Here is a 16,941-nt window from a genome sequence, read left to right on the forward strand (position 1 = left end):
GGTGCCTCAGCCCTTGTTGGAGCCCAGGGTGAGGCCGCTGACGAACTGGCGCTGGAGCACGAAGTACACGACCAGGGTGGGGATCGCGGTCAGCAGCGCGCCGGCGGCGACCAGGTTGGGGTCGGTGAAGTACTGCCCGGAGAGGTTGTTCAGCGCCGAGGTGATCGGCATGTTCTCGCCGGTGGAGATCAGTACGAGGGCCCAGAAGAAGTCGTTGTAGATCCAGATGGACAGCAGGGTCGCCAGGGCCGCCATCGCCGGCTTGCACAGCGGCAGCGTGATCTGCCAGTACAGCCGCCACACCGAGGCGCCGTCGACCAGGGCGGCCTCGGTCAGCTCGTGCGGCAGCGAGCGCATGTAGTTGCTCAGCACGAAGGCGCAGAAGCCGGACTGGAACGCCACGTGGATCAGGACCAGGCCCAGCGCGGAGTCGTACAGCTTCCCGCTCGCGGTGATGCCCGGCAGGTCGGTGAGCAGGTACAGCCGGTACAGCGGGGTGATGATGACCTGTTGCGGCAGCAGGTTGCCCGCCGTGAAGACCAGCAGCAGCGCCAGGTTGACCCGGAAGTCGAAGCGGCTGACGTAGAAGGCGACCATCGACGACAGGAACAGCGTCAGCAGCACGGCCGGCACCGCGATGATCAGCGTGTTGCCGAAGTAGTGCAGCATGTCCGACTGCTGGAACGCGTGTGTGAAGTTGTCGAAGTTCAGCGTGTCCGGCCAGGAGACGTACCCCTTGGCGCTGGTCTCGCTGTACGGGCGCAGGGCCGAGAAGACCGCCCAGAGCAGCGGCGCCAGCCAGGCGAGGGCGGTGCCCGCGAGGAAGACGTGCAGCAGGATCCGGGCCGGCCGGACGGGGGTACGCCGCTTTCCCAGGGCGCTCACGGTGCTCATGCGCGCCGCTCCTTCCGGAAGGTGGCGATCAGGTACGGGATGATGACGGCGAGGGAGATCACCAGCAGGACGACGGCGATGGCGGAGCCGTATCCGATGCGGCTGGACTCGCCGATGATGTTGTTGGTGACCAGGATCGACAGCAACTCGGTGCCCTGGGCGCCCTTGTTGAAGACGAAGACCAGGTCGAAGGCGCGCAGTGCCTCGATGATGGTGACGACGAGGACGACCGTGTTGGTCGGGCGCAGGGTCGGGAAGATGACGTTCTTGAACGTCTGCCACTCGTTGGCGCCGTCCAGCGCGGACGCCTCCCTGAGCGACGGGTCGACGCTCTTCAGGCCGGCCAGGTAGAGGATCATCATGTAGCCCGCGTGCCGCCAGGACGCGGCGATCAGGACGGCCCACAGGTTGAGGTCGGGGTCGCCGATCCAGTCGATGTAGTGACCGGGCTTGTTGGCGCCGATGATGCTGTTGATCAGGCCGGTGTCCGGGTTGTAGACCAACTGCCAGACGAAGCCGATGCACGCCATCGAGAGGACGACGGGCAGGAAGTACGCGGTCTGGTAGACCCGGCTGAACCGGATCCGCTTGTCGAGCTGGACCGCGAGGAACAGGCCGAACGGCGTCGGGATCAGGATCAGTGCGACGAACCAGATGACGTTGTGCTGGACGGCAGGCCAGAACTGCGGGTTGTCGGTGAAGAGTTGTCTGAAGTTGTCCAGGCCGACCCACTTGATCGAGTCGAACCCGATGCCGTCCCAGGTGGTGAAGGCGAGGAGGATCGAGGCGAGGGCGGTGAACCAGACGAGGATCACGTGCAGGACGGTCGGAACGCCCGCCATGAGGGCGAGCGTGATCCGGTCACGGCGGGTCAGCAGGCGCCGGTGGCCCTGCGAGACCCGCTTCTTCTCGGGCGCGGCCCCCGGAGCCGGCACGGCCGCCGGCTCCGGGGTCTTCGTCGTCGTGTCAGTGCTCATCGGGCCGCTCACGAGGACGCGAAGATGGTCTTCTTCTGGCGCTCGATGGACGCCAGCAGACCGTCCACGCCCTTGGGGTTCTGGAGGAACTTCTGGAGACTCGGCTGCATCACCGTGGCGGTGAAGTCGGGGCGGCTGTCGCGGTCCATGAACTGGGTGAGGCTCTTGGCGCCGCCGATCATCTCGAACGCCTTCTTCTGGAGCGCCGAGTAGGAGGAGGTGTCGGCCTTGCTGGAGGCGGCGACCACGCTCGGGTCGGTCTTCAGGTACAGCTCCTCGGCCGCCGGGCTGCCCAGGTACTCCAGCAGTTTGACGACACCCGCGTGGTTCTTCGGGGACTTGCTCACCATGAAGCCGTCGGTCGGCGCCTCGACGGTGTCCTGGCCGTACGCGGAGTTGATCTCCGGGAAGGCGAAGAAGTCGAGGTCGTCCAGGTCGGCCTTGTTGGTGAACTGCTGGGCCACGAAGGAGCCGAGGAGGTACATGCCGGCCTTCTTCGCCACCAGCGTCTGCGCGGCGTCCTGCCAGGTGCGGCCCATGAAGCCGTCCTGGTGGTAGGGGAGGATCTCGGCCCAGTGGTCGAAGACGTCCTTCACCTTGGCGTCGGTCCAGGACGCCTTGCCGGCCATCAGCTCGACGTGGAAGTCGTAGCCGTTCAGGCGGAAGTTGATCTGGTCGAAGGTGCCCATCGCCGGCCAGGCGTCCTTGTCGCCGAAGGCGATCGGGACCAGGCCGTCCTTCTTCATCTGCTTGCACAGGGCGACCAGGTCGTCCCAGGTGGCGGGGACCTTGTAACCGTGCTGCTGGAAGACGCTCTTGCGGTAGAAGACCGCCCACGGGTAGGTGGTCAGCGGCACGAAGTAGTACTTGCCGTCCGCGCCCTTGCTGAGCTTCTTCATCGCCTCGGGGAAGTTGTCCCCGATCTTCGCCCACACGTCGTCGATCGGGCTGGCGAGGCCCTTGGCCGCGAAGAACTGCATGCGGTACCCGGCGAACCAGTTGAACACGTCGTCCGGCGTGCCCTGGAGGTACGAGTTGATCTGCTCCTGGAAGGTGTTGTGGTCCTTGGTGTTCACATCGACCTTGATGCCGGACTGCTTGGTGAAGGCCGTGTAGAGGTCACCGTAGGCCTTCTTCGGCACGGCGTCGGACTGGTTCGAGCCCAGGGAGACGGCCTTGGGGTCGGATCCGGAACCGCTGCCTCCGCAGGCGGACAACAGGGGTATGCCGGCGCCCGCGAGCAGGGCGGCACCGCCCGCTCCGCGCAGCAGGGAACGTCGGCTGGGCCCCGGAACGGAGAGACCGGAGGGGGAGAGGCGCATGGCGGCTCCTGAGGCATCCAGGGTTCGGCCAAGGGGATGAGTTGATCACCGAAAAGTTCGAAACCGCTCAGAAATCAACTCGACCGAACATCGTGGGCGTAATAACAGCCCCATGTCCGCTCATGCGTCAATAGCTCCGGTCGCGCGGAGGTGTCTCTTGCCCGAAACGTAATCGTCATCGTCACCTGCATCGTTGGCGACGGCGGGACGCAGCGGCCCCCACGGCCCGGGCGGCCGAGGGTGCTGTGTGAAACAGATCGCTCCGTTTCAGCTTCTGACCAGCAGTTGGAAGTCGAAGGCGTACCGGGACGCCCGGTAGACATGGCTGCCGTGCTCCACCGGCCGGCCCGCGTCGTCGTAGGCGGTGCGCCACATGGTGAGCAGGGCCGCGCCCTCCGGCTCCTCCAGCAGGGCGCCCTCCTCGGCGCTCGCGGCGCGGGCGCCGATGGACTGGCGGGCGCTGTGCAGGACGATCCCGGCGGAGCGCAGCAGCCGGTACAGACCCGTGGACTCCAGCCGCTCGGTGTCGAGTTCGAGCAGCGAGGCGGGCAGGTGGTTGCACAGGAACGCCACCGGCCGGCCGTGGGTGTGACGCAGCCGCTCCAGCACGACGACCTCGGCGCCCTCGGTCAGGCCCAGGGCGGCGGCCACGTCGGCGGGCGCCGCGATCCGTTCGTTGCGCAGCACCCGGGTGGTCGGGCCCTGTCCGGCCGACTCCAGGTCGTCGTAGAGGCTGCTGAGTTCGAGCGGGCGTCTGACCTGGCTGTGCACCACCTGCGTACCGACTCCTCGGCGGCGCACCAGCAGCCCCTTGTCGACAAGGGACTGGATCGCCTGGCGGACGGTGGGCCGGGACAGCCCGAGCCGTGCCGACAGGTCGACCTCGTTGCCGAGGAGATTCCCCGGCACCAGCACGCCGCGCTCGATGGCCGCCTCCAGTTGCCGGGCGAGTTGGTAGTACAACGGAACCGGACTCGACCGGTCCAGGGCGAAGGCCACGGGATCCAGCGCGCGATCACCCGGTGCCGTTCGCTGCGGGGTGCGGTGTACTGGGCTCATGCCCCTCAGGTGTAGGGCCCGGTGCCGAAGGTGTCAATAGTTTGTACTTACATTCGGACCTGCTTGTGAAATGATGTCTTAACAAAGTATTGACAGCGGGCTCGACAGGGGCTTGTATCCCGTCCCAACGCAACAGCGTCCTTGCCCCGTCGCACGCACAGTGAGGTGCTGGAAAGATGGACCGCTCTTCTCGTCCCCGCTCCCGCAGACTGGCCCCCCTGGTGGCGGTGGCCGCCGCGGCAGCCCTCACCCTCGCCGGCTGCTCCAGCAGTTCCGGCGGCAAGAAGGCCGGGGAGGAAGCGGCGAACCCCTCCGCGGGCAAGGCCGACACCCCCCGCATGACCGTCGCCCTGGTCACCCACCAGGCGCCCGGCGACACCTTCTGGGACACCGTCCGCAAGGGCGCGGAGGCCGCGGCGGCCAAGGACAACATCAAGCTGATCTACTCCGCCGACCCCAACGCCGGCACCCAGGCCAACTACGTGCAGAACGCGATCGACCAGAAGGTCGACGGCATCGCGGTCACCCTGGCCAAGCCCGACGCGATGAAGGGCGCGATCGCCAAGGCCGAGCAGGCCGGCATCCCGGTGGTCGGCCTCAACTCCGGACTGAGCGACTGGAAGAAGCTCGGCCTGCTGGAGTTCTTCGGGCAGGACGAGAGCGTGGCGGGCGAGGCGTTCGGCAACAAGCTCAACACCACCGGCGCGAAGAAGATCGTCTGCGTGATCCAGGAACAGGGCAACGTGGGCCTCACCCAGCGCTGCGACGGCGTGAAGAAGACGTTCAAGGGCACCACCGAGACCCTGTACGTGAACGGCACCGACATGCCGTCGGTGAAGTCGACCATCACGGCCAAGCTGAAGCAGGACACGTCCGTCGACACCGTCGTCACCCTCGGCGCCCCCTTCGCGCTGACCGCGGTGCAGTCGGTGGGCGACGCGGGCAGCAAGGCGAAGGTGGCCACGTTCGACCTCAACAAGGACCTGGTCAAGGCGGTGCAGAAGGGCACCATCGAGTTCGCCGTCGACCAGCAGCCCTACCTCCAGGGCTACCTGGCGGTCGACTCGCTGTGGCTCTACAAGAATAACGGCAACTACAGCGGCGGCGGTGAGCAGGCCGTGCTCACCGGCCCGGCCTTCGTGGACAAGTCCAACGTCGACAAGGTCGCCGCCTTCGCCGCGAAGGGCACCCGGTGATGAGCATGGCCCAGCAGGCTGAGCCCGCGGTCGGCAGGCCGCCGGCGTCCGGCCCGAAACCGACCGACGGCCGTACCGCCCGGCGCCCGCCGGCCCTCAGGCTGCTGGCCCGGCCCGAGGTGGGTGTCTTCCTCGGCGCCGTCGCCGTCCTGGTCTTCTTCCTGATCACGGCGCCGCCGGTGCGCGACGGCAGCTCGATGGCGAACATCCTGTACCAGTCCTCGACCATCGGCATCATGGCCCTCCCGGTGGCCCTGCTGATGATCGGCGGGGAGTTCGACCTCTCCTCCGGCGTCGCCGTGATCTCTTCGGCGCTCACCGCGAGCATGCTCAGCTACCAGCTCACCGTGAACGTGTGGACCGGCGTGGTCGTCGCCCTGATCGTGTCCCTCGCGATCGGCGCCTTCAACGGCTGGATGGTGATGAAGACCGGGCTGCCCAGCTTCCTGGTCACCCTCGGCACCTTCCTGATCCTCCAGGGCGCCAACCTCGCGGTCACCAAGCTGGTCACCGGCAACGTCGCCACCGACGACATCAGCGACATGGACGGCTTCGACCAGGCCCGGAAGATCTTCGCCTCCTCCTTCGACGTGGGCGGGGTCCAGGTGAAGATCACCGTGCTGTGGTGGCTGGTCTTCGCGGCCCTCGCCACCTGGGTGCTGCTGCGCACCAAGTACGGCAACTGGATCTTCGCCGTCGGCGGCAACAAGGACAGCGCCCGCGCGGTCGGCGTCCCGGTGAGGTTCACCAAGATCACCCTGTTCATGCTGGTCGGCTTCGGTGCCTGGTTCGTCGGCATGCACAACCTGTTCTCGTTCAACACCGTGCAGTCCGGCGAGGGCGTCGGCCAGGAGCTGATCTACATCGCCGCGGCCGTCATCGGCGGCTGCCTGCTCACCGGCGGCTACGGCTCCGCGATCGGCCCGGTCTTCGGCGCCTTCATGTTCGGCATGGTGCAGCAGGGCATCGTCTACGCCGGCTGGAACCCCGACTGGTTCAAGGCATTCCTCGGCGTGATGCTCCTCGGTGCCGTCCTGATCAATCTGTGGGTCCAGCGCACGGCGACCCGGAGGTAAGCGATGACCGACAACACCACGGGCACCCATGGCGCCGTCCTCCAGGACAGCGCGCCGGCCCCCGACGGGCCACTGGTCGAACTCCGCGGCGCCGGCAAGTCCTACGGCAACATCCGCGCCCTGCACGGCGTCGACCTGGAGGTCCACGCCGGCCGGGTGACCTGCGTGCTCGGCGACAACGGCGCCGGCAAGTCCACCCTCATCAAGATCATCTCAGGGCTGCACCAGCACACCGAGGGCGAATTCCTCGTCGACGCGCAGCCGGTGCGCTTCACCACCCCGCGCGAGGCCCTGGACCGGGGCATCGCCACCGTCTACCAGGACCTCGCCACCGTCCCGCTGATGCCGGTGTGGCGGAACTTCTTCCTCGGCTCCGAGCTGACCCGGGGCCCCTGGCCGCTGCGCCGGCTCGACATCGCCCGCATGAAGGAGACCGCCGACCGGGAACTGCGCCACATGGGCATCGTCCTGGACGACCTGGAACAGCCCATCGGCACCCTCTCCGGCGGCCAGCGCCAGTGCGTCGCCATCGCCCGCGCCGTCCACTTCGGCGCCCGCGTCCTCATCCTGGACGAGCCCACCGCCGCCCTCGGCGTCAAGCAGTCCGGGGTGGTGCTGAAGTACATCGCCGCCGCCCGCGACCGCGGCCTCGGCGTCATCTTCATCACCCACAACCCCCACCACGCCTACATGGTCGGCGACCACTTCAGCGTCCTGCGCCTCGGCACCCTGGAGCTGAGCGCCGAACGCAGCGACATCGGCCTCGAAGAACTGACCAACCACATGGCCGGCGGCGCCGAACTCGCCGCGCTCAAGCACGAACTGGCCCAGGTGCGCGGCGTCGACGTGGAGGAGCTGCCCGAGGAGGGCGACCTCAGCGCACCCGTGGCGACCTCCCCGGAAGGAACCCCCTGATCATGGCGCACCCCACTCCGCTCGACCGCATCCGGGTCGGCTCGGCCCCCGACTCCTGGGGCGTCTGGTTCCCCGACGACCCCCGGCAGGTGCCCTGGGAACGCTTCCTCGACGAGGTCGCCGAGGCCGGCTACGACTGGATCGAACTCGGCCCCTACGGCTACCTCCCCACCGACCCGGCACGGCTCACCGACGAGGTGGCCAAGCGGAACCTGAAGGTCTCGGCGGGCACGGTCTTCACCGGCATGCACCGCGGCCCCGCCGTCTGGGAGGAGACCTGGGCGCACGTCAGCCAGGTCGCCGCGCTCACCCAGGCGATGGGCGCCCGGCACCTGGTCGTCATCCCCTCCTTCTGGCGGGACGACAAGACCGCCGAGATCCTGGAGCCGCCCGAGCTGACCGCCGGGCAGTGGGCCCACCTGACGAAGGGCATGGAACGGCTCGGCCACGAGGTCAAGGAGACCTACGGCCTGGACATCGTCGTGCACCCGCACGCCGACACCCACATCGACACCGAGGAACACGTCGAGCGCTTCCTGGACTCGACCGACAGCGAGCTGGTCAACCTCTGCCTGGACACCGGGCACTACGCCTACTGCGGCGGGGACAGCGTCAAGCTGATCGAGACCTACGGCGAGCGCATCGGGTACCTGCACCTCAAGCAGGTCGACCCGGACATCCTCGCCGAGGTGGTCGCGGGCGGGGTGCCGTTCGGGCCGGCCGTGCAGCGCGGGGTGATGTGCGAGCCGCCCTCCGGGGTCCCGGAGCTGGGGCCGGTGCTGGAGGCGGCGCAGAAGCTGGGTGTGGAGCTGTTCGCGATCGTCGAGCAGGACATGTACCCGTGCGAGCCGGACAAGCCGCTGCCGATCGCGGTACGCACCCGGCGCTTCCTGCGGTCCTGCGGGGCCTGAGGGGCCGGGCGGTCACACCGTCAGCCGGGCCGCGGTACCGACGACCGCGGCCCGGTTCCTGCGCTGTCCCGGGGGATTCGGTCACCGGCCCGCAGGGAACCAACGGGGTCACGCGGGCGTTCCGACAGACGACGGGGAACGCCTGGACGGGAGGACGAGATGACACACCGTACGGACGCTCGCACCACACCCCCATCCCAGGAGGCGGCCGACGCCGAGGCCCGGCGCCGCGACCGATTCGGCGCGCTGCCGGAGCGGATACGCCCGCAGGACACGGTGGAGACGAAGCCGGCGACGGTGCCGGACCCGGCGCGGGACACCTACAACCCGGACGAGTGGCTGATCCGGTACTGCGGCTGAGCGGCACGCCGACGGCGCCGGGCAGGTGCCCGGCGCCGTTCCCGTGCGGTCAGGCCGTCCGTACCTCCGCGAGGGTCACCGGCCGGTGCTCGTGCAGCGACAGTGTGCAGGCCTCGGCGATCCAGCCGGCCTCCAGGGCGTCCTCGACGGTGCACGGCGAGGTCCGGGTGCCGGCCACGACCTCGGTGAACGCGGTCAGTTCGGCGCGGTAGGCGTCGGTGAAGCGGTCCATGAAGAAGTCGTGCGGGGTGCCGGCGGGGAAGGTGACACCGGGCTCGACCGAGCGCAGCGGCAGCTTGTCGTCCAGGCCGACGGCGATGGAGTCGGCGAAGCCGTGCAGTTCCATGCGCACGTCGTAACCGCGCTTGTTGTGCCGGGAGTTGGACACCACCGCGATCGTGCCGTCGTCCAGGGTCAGGACGGCGCCGGTGGTGTCGGCGTCACCCGCGGCCTTGATGTAGTCGGCGCCCCGGTTGCCGCCCACCGCGTACACCTCGGTGACCTCATGGCCCGTCACCCAGCGGATGATGTCGAAGTCGTGCACCGAGCAGTCACGGAAGATGCCGCCGGACGCGGCGATGTAGGCGGCCGGCGGCGGCGCCGGGTCCAGGGTCGTGGAGCGGACCGTGTGCAGCATGCCCAGCTCACCGGCCTGCACGGCGGCCCGCGCGGCGACGAAGCCCGCGTCGAAGCGCCGGTTGTAGCCGATCTGGATGGGCACGTCGCTGCCCTGCACGGCCTTCAGCACCTCCACGCCCTCCGCCATGGTGCGGGCGACCGGCTTCTCGCAGAAGACCGGGACGCCCGCCTCGACGCCGGCCAGGATCAGGGCGGGGTGGGCGTCGGTGGCCGCCGCCACGACCAGGCCGTCCACGCCGGCCGCGAGGAGGGCCTCCGGCGAGTCCGCGACCTGTGCCCCGAACCGCTCGGCGGCGGCCTTGGCCGCCTCCGCGAACGGGTCGGCGACGACGAGCGACTCGACGGCGTCCAGTCCGAAGAGGGTCTCGGCGTGGAAGGCGCCGATGCGGCCGAGGCCGAGGATTCCGATACGCATGCGGTACTGCTCCTAGGGTGGGTGCTTCAGTTCTAGTCGAGGCCGCCGAGCACGTTCTGGTCCCAGTCGATCACCGACCCCGTGACCACCCCCGACCGCTCGGACAGCAGGAAGACCACGAAGTCCGCGATGTCGTCCGGCCGGCCGAGCCTGCCCATCGGCAGCCGGGCCGCGGCCTGCTCCCGCCAGTCGTCGCCGGCGCCGTGGAAGGCCCGCTGGGTGGCGTCCTCGCCCTCGGTCGCGGTCCAGCCGATGTTCAGGCCGTTGATCCGGATCCGGTCCCAGCGGTGGGCGTGCGCCGCGTTCCGGGTCAGGCCCGCCAGGCCCGCCTTGGCGGCGACGTACGGCGCGAGGAACGGCTGTCCGCCGTGCGCCGAGGAGGTGATGACGTTGACGATCGTGCCGGGCGCCTTGCGGGCCGTCATGTCGGCGACCGCCGCCTGCATCGCGAAGAACGGCCCCTTGAGGTTGACCGCGATGTGCGCGTCGAACAGCTCCGGCGTGGTGTCCAGCAGCGTGCCCCGCGAGGTCAGCCCGGCCGAGTTGACCAGGCAGTCGATGCGGCCGTACGCGTCCACGACCGCGGCGACCGACGCCTTGGCCTGCCCGGCGTCCGCCAGATCGGCCTGGACGTACATCGCCTTGCCGCCGGCCGCCGACAGCTCCGCCACCAGCGCCTCGCCCGGCTCCCGGCGCCGCCCGCTCACCGCCACGACGGCGCCCTCGCGGACGGCGGCCCGCGCGACGGCGGCCCCCACGCCCTGGCTGCCGCCGTTGACGAGAACGACCTTGTCGTCGAGAAGTCCCATGCCCTGCCTCAGCTCTCCCGGCGTTCCGCCGCCGCCCGCAGTTCCTCGCGCAGCCGTTCGGGCTGCCATGTCTCCCCCAGCGCCCGCCGCACCAGGTCCGCCTGCGCCGGCGGGGCCAGCCCGGCGACCGGCGGATCGCTGTCCAGGTTGGTGGGGAAGGGGTAGCCCTCGGCGCTCGCGGCGACCACGTTCTCCAGCCACTCCTCGGACGCGCCCGCCGCCTTGCGCCGCAGCAGCACCGGGAACACCGCGTTCGTCACCGCCTCGCGGTCCACGGTCTCCATCGCGCGGCCGAACGCGGACGAGATCTGGAGGAGGTTGGCCGTGCGCCGGACGTCCGCCGTCCGGTTGGTGCCGGCGGCGTGGAAGAGCGCCGGGTTGAAGAAGGCGGCGTCGCCCTTCGCGAGCGGGAGCCGCACGTGGTGGGCCGCGAAGTACTCCTGGAACTCCGACAGCCGCCAGGCCAGGTAGCCCGGCTCGTAGAGCTGGGAGTACGGCAGGTACAGCGTCGGTCCGGACTCCACCGGCATGGCGCAGTGGGCGACCGCGCCCTGGAGGGTGAGCACGGGGGAGAGGCGGTGCACGTGCGCGGGGTAGGCGGCGGCCACCGCGTTGCTCAGGAAGCCCAGGTGGTAGTCCCGGTGCGCGGTCTGTCCGGCGCCGCCCGGGTTGACCACGTTGACCTGGGAGGTGACCTGGTAGCCGGGGCCCAGCCAGGCCGTGGCGAGCAGCGCCAGGACGTCGTTGGCGTAGTAGTCGGCGAACGCCTCCGCGTCGTACAGGGCCGTCTTGTCCAGCGCGTTCCACACCCGGTCGTTGGCGCCCGGCGCGGCGAAGTGGTCGCCCGCGGTCGCCCCCGCGGCCCGCTGCTCGGCGATCAGCGCCTCGAACACCGCCGTGACCCGGTCGACGACGTCCGGCTCCGGGAAGGCGCCCCGGACGACGACGATCCCGGGACCCTCGGCGAGCGCCCGCACCAGTTCGGCCCGCAGCGCGGTCCGGTCGCCGGCCGTCCGCAGCCGCTCACCCTCGTACACGAGGACGTTCTCCGCGACGGACGCGGCGTGCGGGTAGCCGGCCGCATCCGTGGTCCGCTCCACGAGGGCGCGGAACGCGCCGAGATCGCAGTCCTGCTCGGACAGCCAGGCAGGGCCTGGCACGGCGGCGACGGACATCGGTGTCCCTCTTTCGGTCACGGGAGCGGCGCGCCTTCGGTCACGGGAGCGTCGGGATCTCGGTCACGGCAGCTGCGCGGTCCTGTCATTCTTGTCAGTACAAACCCCTCGAACAACCAGCACGAGGCCATCAAAAACCCCTCAAGGAGCCGGTCCATGGGCCACCCCTTCCCGATACGGGAGATCGCACGTCAGGCCGGTCTCAGCGAGGCCACCGTGGACCGGGTGCTGAACGGCAGGGGAGGGGTGCGGGAGAGCACCGCGCGGGAGGTGCACCGGGCCATCGCCGATCTCGACCGGCAGCGCACCCAGGTCCGGCTGGTCGGCCGTACCTTCATGGTCGACATCGTGGCCCAGGCGCCCGAGCGGTTCACCACGGCCGTACGCGCCGCCCTGGAGGCCGAACTGCCTGCCCTGCACCCGGCCGTCGTGCGCTCCCGCTTCCACTTCCGGGAGACCGGCCCGGTCCGCGAGCTGGTCGGCACGCTCGACCGGATCGCCCGCCGCGGCTCGCAGGGCGTGATCCTCAAGGCGCCGGACGTCCCCGAGGTCACCGCGGCCGTCGGCCGGCTGACCGCCGCCGGGGTCCCGGTCGTCACCCTCGTCACCGACCTGCCCGCGAGCGGACGCGTCGGCTACGTCGGCATCGACAACCGGGCGGCCGGCGCGACCGCCGCCTATCTGATGGGCCAGTGGCTCGGGGACCGGCCCGGCAACGTCCTCACCAGCCTCAGCAGCGGCTTCTTCCGCAACGAGGAGGAGCGCGAGATGGGCTTCCGCGGCGTCATGCGGGCCCGGCACCCGCAGCGGGCGCTGGTGGAGATCGCCGAGGGCCAGGGTCTGGACGCCACGCAGTACGACCTGGTCCGCACCGCCCTGGAACGCGACCCGGGGATCCGGGCGGTGTACTCCATCGGCGGCGGCAACAACGCCACCCTGCGGGCCTTCGCCGACCTCGGCCGCGAGTGCGCCGTGTTCGTCGCGCACGACCTCGACCACGACAACACCCGGCTGCTGCGCGAGCACCGCCTGTCCGCCGTGCTCCACCACGACCTGCGGCACGATCTGCGCGAGGCCTGCCACGAGGTGATGCGCTTCCACGGCGCGCTGCCGCCGGCCGGGCCGGTCCTGCCGTCCGCGATCCAGGTGGTCACGCCGTACAACATGCCTACGACCCCGGCAGGGTGACCCACGTCCCGCTCGCGGCCGACTCCGCCATCGCGTCCAGCACGGTCGCGCTGTGCACCGCGTCCGCGAGCGTGGTGCCGTACGGGGTGCCCTCGGCGATGGAGCGGACGAAGCGGTAGGCCTCGATCACCTTGAGGTCGTCGTAGCCCATCGCGTTGGCCGCGCCCGGCTGGAACGCCGCGAACTCCCCGGCACCCGGACCGACGTACACCGTGCTCACCGGCTGGTCCTGGTACGTCGTGCCCCGGCTCACCTTCAGCTCGTTCATCCGGCGGAAGTCCCAGAACACCGCGCCCCGGGTGCCGTGCACCTCGAAGCCGTAGTTGTTCTGCTCGCCGACCGAGACCCGGCAGGCCTCCAGGACGCCGCGGGCGCCGGAGGCGAAGCGGAGCAGGCAGCTGACGTAGTCCTCGTTCTCGACCGGGCCCGGCTCGCCGCCGGCGGCCAGCGCGTGGCCGGCCGTCGCCCCGCTCGGACGGGCGCGTTCCGGAACGAAGACCGCCGTGTCCGCGGTGAGCGAGGTGATGTCGCCGAGCAGGAAGCGGGCCAGGTCGGCGCCGTGCGAGGCCAGGTCGCCGAGCACCCCGCTGCCGCCGCGCTCGCGCTCGTAACGCCAGGTCAGGGCGCCGTCCGGATGGGCCGCGTAGTCGCTGAAGAGGCGGATGCGGAGGTGGGTGACCGTGCCGATCTCGCCGGAGGCGATCAGCTCGCGGGCGGCCTCGACGGCGGGCGCGTTGCGGTAGTTGAACCCGACCGCGCCCCGCACGCCGGCCTTGGCGACGGCGTCGGCGACCGCGCGGGCGTCTCCGGCGGTCAGGCCCACCGGCTTCTCGATCCAGAGGTGCTTGCCGGCCTCGGCCATCGCCACGCCGATCTCCCGGTGCAGGAAGTTCGGCGCGGTGACGCTCACCGCCTGGACGCGCGGGTCGGCGGCCACCTCGCGCCAGTCCCGGGTCGCCGAGGCGAACCCGAACCGCTCGGCGGCCTCCTCCGCCCGCCCCGGCACCTCCTCGGCGACGGTGACGAGCCGGGGCCGCAACGGCAGCCGGGGGTAGTGGTGCGGGAGACGGGCGTACGCCTGGGTGTGCACCCGGCCCATCCAGCCGAACCCGATGACGGCGACGCCGAGCGTGTCCACCATGACAGCCCCTCTCCCTCGGACCGGTTGTTGGACCGGTCCAGATCCGCTCCGGGGCCACCTTTGTTCGGACATGACCAGCGTGTCAACCCTTTGACAGCGCGGCGCGCCGCATGGAACGGTCCATCCCATGAGACCGCCGACGATCCGTGACGTGGCCGAACGGGCCGGCGTGTCGAAGTCGCTCGTGTCCCTGGTGCTGCGCGGCTCCGGTCCGGTACGCCCCGAGAAGCGGGAGGCGGTCCTGCGGGCCGTGCGCGAGCTGGGCTACCGGCCGAACGCGGCGGCCCGCAGCCTGAGCGAGCAGCGCACCCGCACCATCGGTGTCCTCCTGGACGACCTGCGCAACCCCTGGTTCGTGGAGCTGCTCGACGGGCTGAACTCCCTGCTGCACGCGGCCGGTCTGCACATGCTCCTCGCCGACGCCCGCCTGGGCCGGCGGATGGGCCACGACCTCGCCGAGCCCTTCCTGGACCTGGGCGTCGACGGACTGGTGGTGGTCGGCACGGTCCCGGACGCGGGCGGCCTCGGCGCGCTCGCGCGGCGGATGCCGGTGGTCGTGGCGGGTGCCCGCGAGGCGCAGCCGCCGGGCGTGGACGTCGTCGCCGGGGACGACGAGCGGGGCGCCCGGCTCGCCACCGAGCATCTGCTCGGGCTCGGCCACCGCCGGATCGCGCACCTCGCCGGCCACGGCGCCGTCGGCGCACTGCGCCGACGGGGCTTCGAGACGGCGATGCGGGCGCACGGCGCCGAACCGCTCGTCGAACCCGGTGACCTGACCGAGGAGGGCGGCTACCGCGGAACCGTCCGCCTGCTCAGCCGCCCCGACCGGCCCACGGCACTGTTCGCCGTCAACGACATGGCCGCGGTGGGCGCGCTGTCGGCGGCCGGCGAGCTGGGGCTGAGGGTGCCCGGCGAGCTGTCGGTGACCGGGTACGACAACACCAGCATCTCCCGGCTGCGGCACCTCTGGCTGACCACCGTCGACACCGCCCCGCACGAGGTGGGCCGGCGCGCCGCCCGCTGCCTGCTGGACCGCTTCGAACGGCCGGGCGCCGAGGGGCGGGTGCGGCTGGCCACGCCGACCCTGGAGATCCGGGGGACGACGGGGCCGCCGGGGGACGCCCTCCCGGGGTGATACGGCCTCACGCGGGGACGCGGCCTCACAGGTTGATCGCGTAGGCCTTGCGCAGTGTCTCGTGCACGGTCCACGTCGTACGGTCGCCCGCGCGGAGCACCGCCATGTCGCCGGGCCCCACCCTCAGCGTCGGCCCGCCCTCGACCTCGATGGTCGCCGAGCCGCTGATCACCACGAACACCTCGTCCGCCTCCGTGTCCGTGACCACGCCCGGGGTGATCTGCCAGATCCCGCGGAGCTGCCGGCCGTCCGCCGACTCCCACACCACCTTCCCCGTCACCTCGGGGTTCCCGGCCACGATCAGCCCCGGGTCCAGGGGTTCGGGTTCGAGGTCGGCGTCGGGGATGTGGAGCGCGAAGCTGTGCGTCATGCCACCGACCCTGGCCGGTGCGGCAGCCGCGCCGCCATGGACAGTGTGTGGGGCATCGGGCCTGGTCGGGGGACACTTCGTCGGGGAGCGCCGGCTGGCGGGGGCGCGGGGCCCGGGTGATCGTGGGGGCATGGCTGACTCCACGGCGGCCGGACCGGCGCCGCCCCGGCAGCACGACACACGGGAGATCGTCCTGTTCGGCGGGGTGTACGGCGCCGTCCTCGCCAGCTCGATGGTCGCCGCGCTCACCCAGTACGGGCACACGTCCGCCGACGTCCGCGGCTACGACGCGGCATGGGTGCTGGTGACCGCGTGTGCCTCCGCCCTCGCCCACGGCTACGCCCACTACATCGCCGAGCGCGCCCCGCACGGCCGGTGGGACGTCCTGTTCGCCGTGCGCAACGAGTGGCCGCTGGTCACGGCCGTGCTGCCCACGGTCTTCCTGCTCGCGGGCGCGCGCTGGGGGTGGTGGCCCGCGAAAGGCGTCGAGTACGTGGCGTTCGTCCTCAACATCGTGATCCTCTTCGGCATCGGCCTCGTCACCGCCCGCTGGTCGGGGCGCCGCTGGCCGACCGCCGTCCTCATGGGGCTCGGGGACGCGTGCCTGGGGGTCGTGGTGGTGGTGGCGAACGCGCTCATCAAGTAGGGGCGGGCGGTCCACGGACCGGTGCGCTCAGCGGGTGGTGCGGACTCCGTCCAGGGCGATGGCGAGGACCCGGTCGCGCTGCGCGTCGTCCTCGAACGCCGTCGCCGTGATCCCGGCGACCATCCGCACCAGATCACCGAAGTCCATGTCCGTCCGGGCGGCGCCGGCCCGCTGCGCGCGCTCCAGCAGGGGGCCGCCGGCCGCGAACATGGAGTCGCGGCAGGACTGGAAGATGTCCGACTCGCCGTCGAGGGCCTCGCGCACGGCGCGCTTGGTGACCATGTACCCGGCGAACCGGTTCAGCCAGGCCGTCAGCGCCTCCCACGGTTCCCGGTCCGCGAGCTCGACGGCCACCCGGCACAGGGCGTTGACCTCGTCGGCGTAGACGCTCTCGAACAGGTCGCGGCGGGTCGGGAAGTTCCGGTACAGGGTGCCGATGCCGACGCCCGCGCGGCGGGCGATGTCCTCCAGGGAGGCGTCGGCGCCGTGCTCCGCGAACGCCTCGCGGGCCGCGCCGAGCAGGGCGTCGTAGTTGCGGGCGGCGTCCTTACGGTGCGGCCGTCGGGCCGCCACGATCTCGCTGACGGGGAACGGCGTGGCCGTCACTGCTGCCTCCCGGGAGGGAATCGACTGGAACCGGAGGTGTACCTCCGCTACAGTGGAGGCATACCTCCACTTTAACAGTGCGGGGTCGGCTCCGCCGTGGCCGGACG

General features: G+C 70.9%; 18 protein-coding genes. 8 read left to right on the forward strand and 10 right to left on the reverse strand.

The features are described 5' to 3' along the window. Positions 1-6: 6 nt before the first annotated feature. From IE294_RS24700 to IE294_RS24715, 4 genes are all read right to left on the reverse strand, one after another. Positions 7-894: a carbohydrate ABC transporter permease gene (locus tag IE294_RS24700; RefSeq protein ID WP_189889581.1), complete on the reverse strand. Its 888-nt coding sequence runs from the start codon at positions 892-894 to the stop codon at positions 7-9. Further along, positions 891-1,871, reverse strand: a complete 981-nt coding sequence (locus tag IE294_RS24705; protein WP_189889583.1) for a carbohydrate ABC transporter permease — start codon at positions 1,869-1,871, stop codon at positions 891-893. The genes IE294_RS24700 and IE294_RS24705 overlap by 4 nt, the downstream gene beginning before the upstream one ends. A gap of 8 nt (positions 1,872-1,879) precedes the next feature. Beyond that, positions 1,880-3,193, reverse strand: a complete 1,314-nt coding sequence (locus tag IE294_RS24710; RefSeq protein WP_189889584.1) for an ABC transporter substrate-binding protein — start codon at positions 3,191-3,193, stop codon at positions 1,880-1,882. Between the two features lie 267 nt (positions 3,194-3,460). Beyond that, positions 3,461-4,252 carry a GntR family transcriptional regulator gene (locus IE294_RS24715; protein WP_229917326.1) on the reverse strand — a complete coding sequence of 264 codons (792 nt, stop codon included), beginning with the start codon at positions 4,250-4,252 and terminating at the stop codon, positions 3,461-3,463. Positions 4,253-4,428: 176 nt separating this feature from the next. Here IE294_RS24715 and IE294_RS24720 point away from each other — a divergent pair, with 176 nt between their 5' ends. The 5 genes from IE294_RS24720 (at position 4,429) to IE294_RS24740 (ending at position 8,710) form a co-directional block, all read left to right on the forward strand. Continuing rightward, positions 4,429-5,448, forward strand: coding sequence for a sugar ABC transporter substrate-binding protein (locus tag IE294_RS24720; RefSeq protein WP_189889586.1), 1,020 nt, complete (start codon positions 4,429-4,431; stop codon positions 5,446-5,448). After that, complete coding sequence (locus IE294_RS24725) at positions 5,448-6,524, forward strand: ABC transporter permease (protein ID WP_189889588.1); 1,077 nt, start codon at positions 5,448-5,450, stop codon at positions 6,522-6,524. Before IE294_RS24720 ends, IE294_RS24725 begins: the two co-directional genes overlap by 1 nt. Positions 6,525-6,527: 3 nt before the next feature. Beyond that, positions 6,528-7,439 (forward strand): ATP-binding cassette domain-containing protein, encoded by a 912-nt coding sequence (locus IE294_RS24730; protein WP_189889590.1) that lies wholly within the window; start codon positions 6,528-6,530, stop codon positions 7,437-7,439. A gap of 2 nt (positions 7,440-7,441) precedes the next feature. Beyond that, positions 7,442-8,350 (forward strand): sugar phosphate isomerase/epimerase family protein, encoded by a 909-nt coding sequence (locus IE294_RS24735; RefSeq protein WP_189889593.1) that lies wholly within the window; start codon positions 7,442-7,444, stop codon positions 8,348-8,350. Between the two features lie 159 nt (positions 8,351-8,509). Beyond that, entirely contained in the window at positions 8,510-8,710 is a 201-nt protein-coding gene (locus IE294_RS24740; RefSeq protein WP_014676274.1) for a hypothetical protein, read from the forward strand. Positions 8,711-8,759: 49 nt separating this feature from the next. Here IE294_RS24740 and IE294_RS24745 read toward each other — a convergent pair whose 3' ends face one another. Genes IE294_RS24745 through IE294_RS24755 form a run of 3 tightly spaced genes read right to left on the reverse strand, consistent with a single transcriptional unit; the run spans position 8,760 to position 11,748 of the window. Continuing rightward, positions 8,760-9,764: a Gfo/Idh/MocA family protein gene (locus tag IE294_RS24745; protein WP_189889595.1), complete on the reverse strand. Its 1,005-nt coding sequence runs from the start codon at positions 9,762-9,764 to the stop codon at positions 8,760-8,762. Positions 9,765-9,796: 32 nt separating this feature from the next. Next, positions 9,797-10,573, reverse strand: a complete 777-nt coding sequence (locus IE294_RS24750; protein WP_189889597.1) for an SDR family oxidoreductase — start codon at positions 10,571-10,573, stop codon at positions 9,797-9,799. Positions 10,574-10,581: 8 nt separating this feature from the next. Next, the gene (locus tag IE294_RS24755; RefSeq protein WP_189889599.1) at positions 10,582-11,748 is read right to left on the reverse strand and encodes a phytanoyl-CoA dioxygenase family protein; all 1,167 of its coding nucleotides are present in this window, start codon (positions 11,746-11,748) and stop codon (positions 10,582-10,584) included. Between the two features lie 156 nt (positions 11,749-11,904). On the opposite strand from IE294_RS24755, the gene IE294_RS24760 reads away from it, so the two are divergent. After that, positions 11,905-12,936, forward strand: a complete 1,032-nt coding sequence (locus tag IE294_RS24760) for a LacI family DNA-binding transcriptional regulator (protein WP_189889601.1) — start codon at positions 11,905-11,907, stop codon at positions 12,934-12,936. On the opposite strand, the gene IE294_RS24765 is transcribed toward IE294_RS24760, so the two are convergent. Continuing rightward, on the reverse strand, positions 12,917-14,077 hold the full coding sequence (locus IE294_RS24765) for a Gfo/Idh/MocA family protein (protein WP_189889603.1): 1,161 nt from the start codon (positions 14,075-14,077) through the stop codon (positions 12,917-12,919). The two genes, IE294_RS24760 and IE294_RS24765, sit on opposite strands and share 20 nt — an antisense overlap. Before the next feature lie 127 nt (positions 14,078-14,204). Here IE294_RS24765 and IE294_RS24770 point away from each other — a divergent pair, with 127 nt between their 5' ends. After that, the gene (locus tag IE294_RS24770) at positions 14,205-15,212 is read left to right on the forward strand and encodes a LacI family DNA-binding transcriptional regulator (RefSeq protein ID WP_189889605.1); all 1,008 of its coding nucleotides are present in this window, start codon (positions 14,205-14,207) and stop codon (positions 15,210-15,212) included. 25 nt (positions 15,213-15,237) lie between these two features. Here IE294_RS24770 and IE294_RS24775 read toward each other — a convergent pair whose 3' ends face one another. Then, positions 15,238-15,582, reverse strand: coding sequence for a cupin domain-containing protein (locus IE294_RS24775; protein WP_189819139.1), 345 nt, complete (start codon positions 15,580-15,582; stop codon positions 15,238-15,240). Between the two features lie 130 nt (positions 15,583-15,712). On the opposite strand from IE294_RS24775, the gene IE294_RS24780 reads away from it, so the two are divergent. After that, a complete protein-coding gene (locus tag IE294_RS24780) occupies positions 15,713-16,228 on the forward strand; it encodes a hypothetical protein (RefSeq protein ID WP_189889607.1) in 516 nt (171 codons plus the stop codon). Between the two features lie 27 nt (positions 16,229-16,255). On the opposite strand, the gene IE294_RS24785 is transcribed toward IE294_RS24780, so the two are convergent. Continuing rightward, complete coding sequence (locus IE294_RS24785; RefSeq protein ID WP_189889609.1) at positions 16,256-16,834, reverse strand: TetR/AcrR family transcriptional regulator; 579 nt, start codon at positions 16,832-16,834, stop codon at positions 16,256-16,258. Between the last annotated feature and the right edge of the window lie 107 nt (positions 16,835-16,941).

The organism is Streptomyces canarius (assembly GCF_014650735.1).
GTDB lineage: Bacteria > Actinomycetota > Actinomycetes > Streptomycetales > Streptomycetaceae > Streptomyces > Streptomyces olivaceoviridis.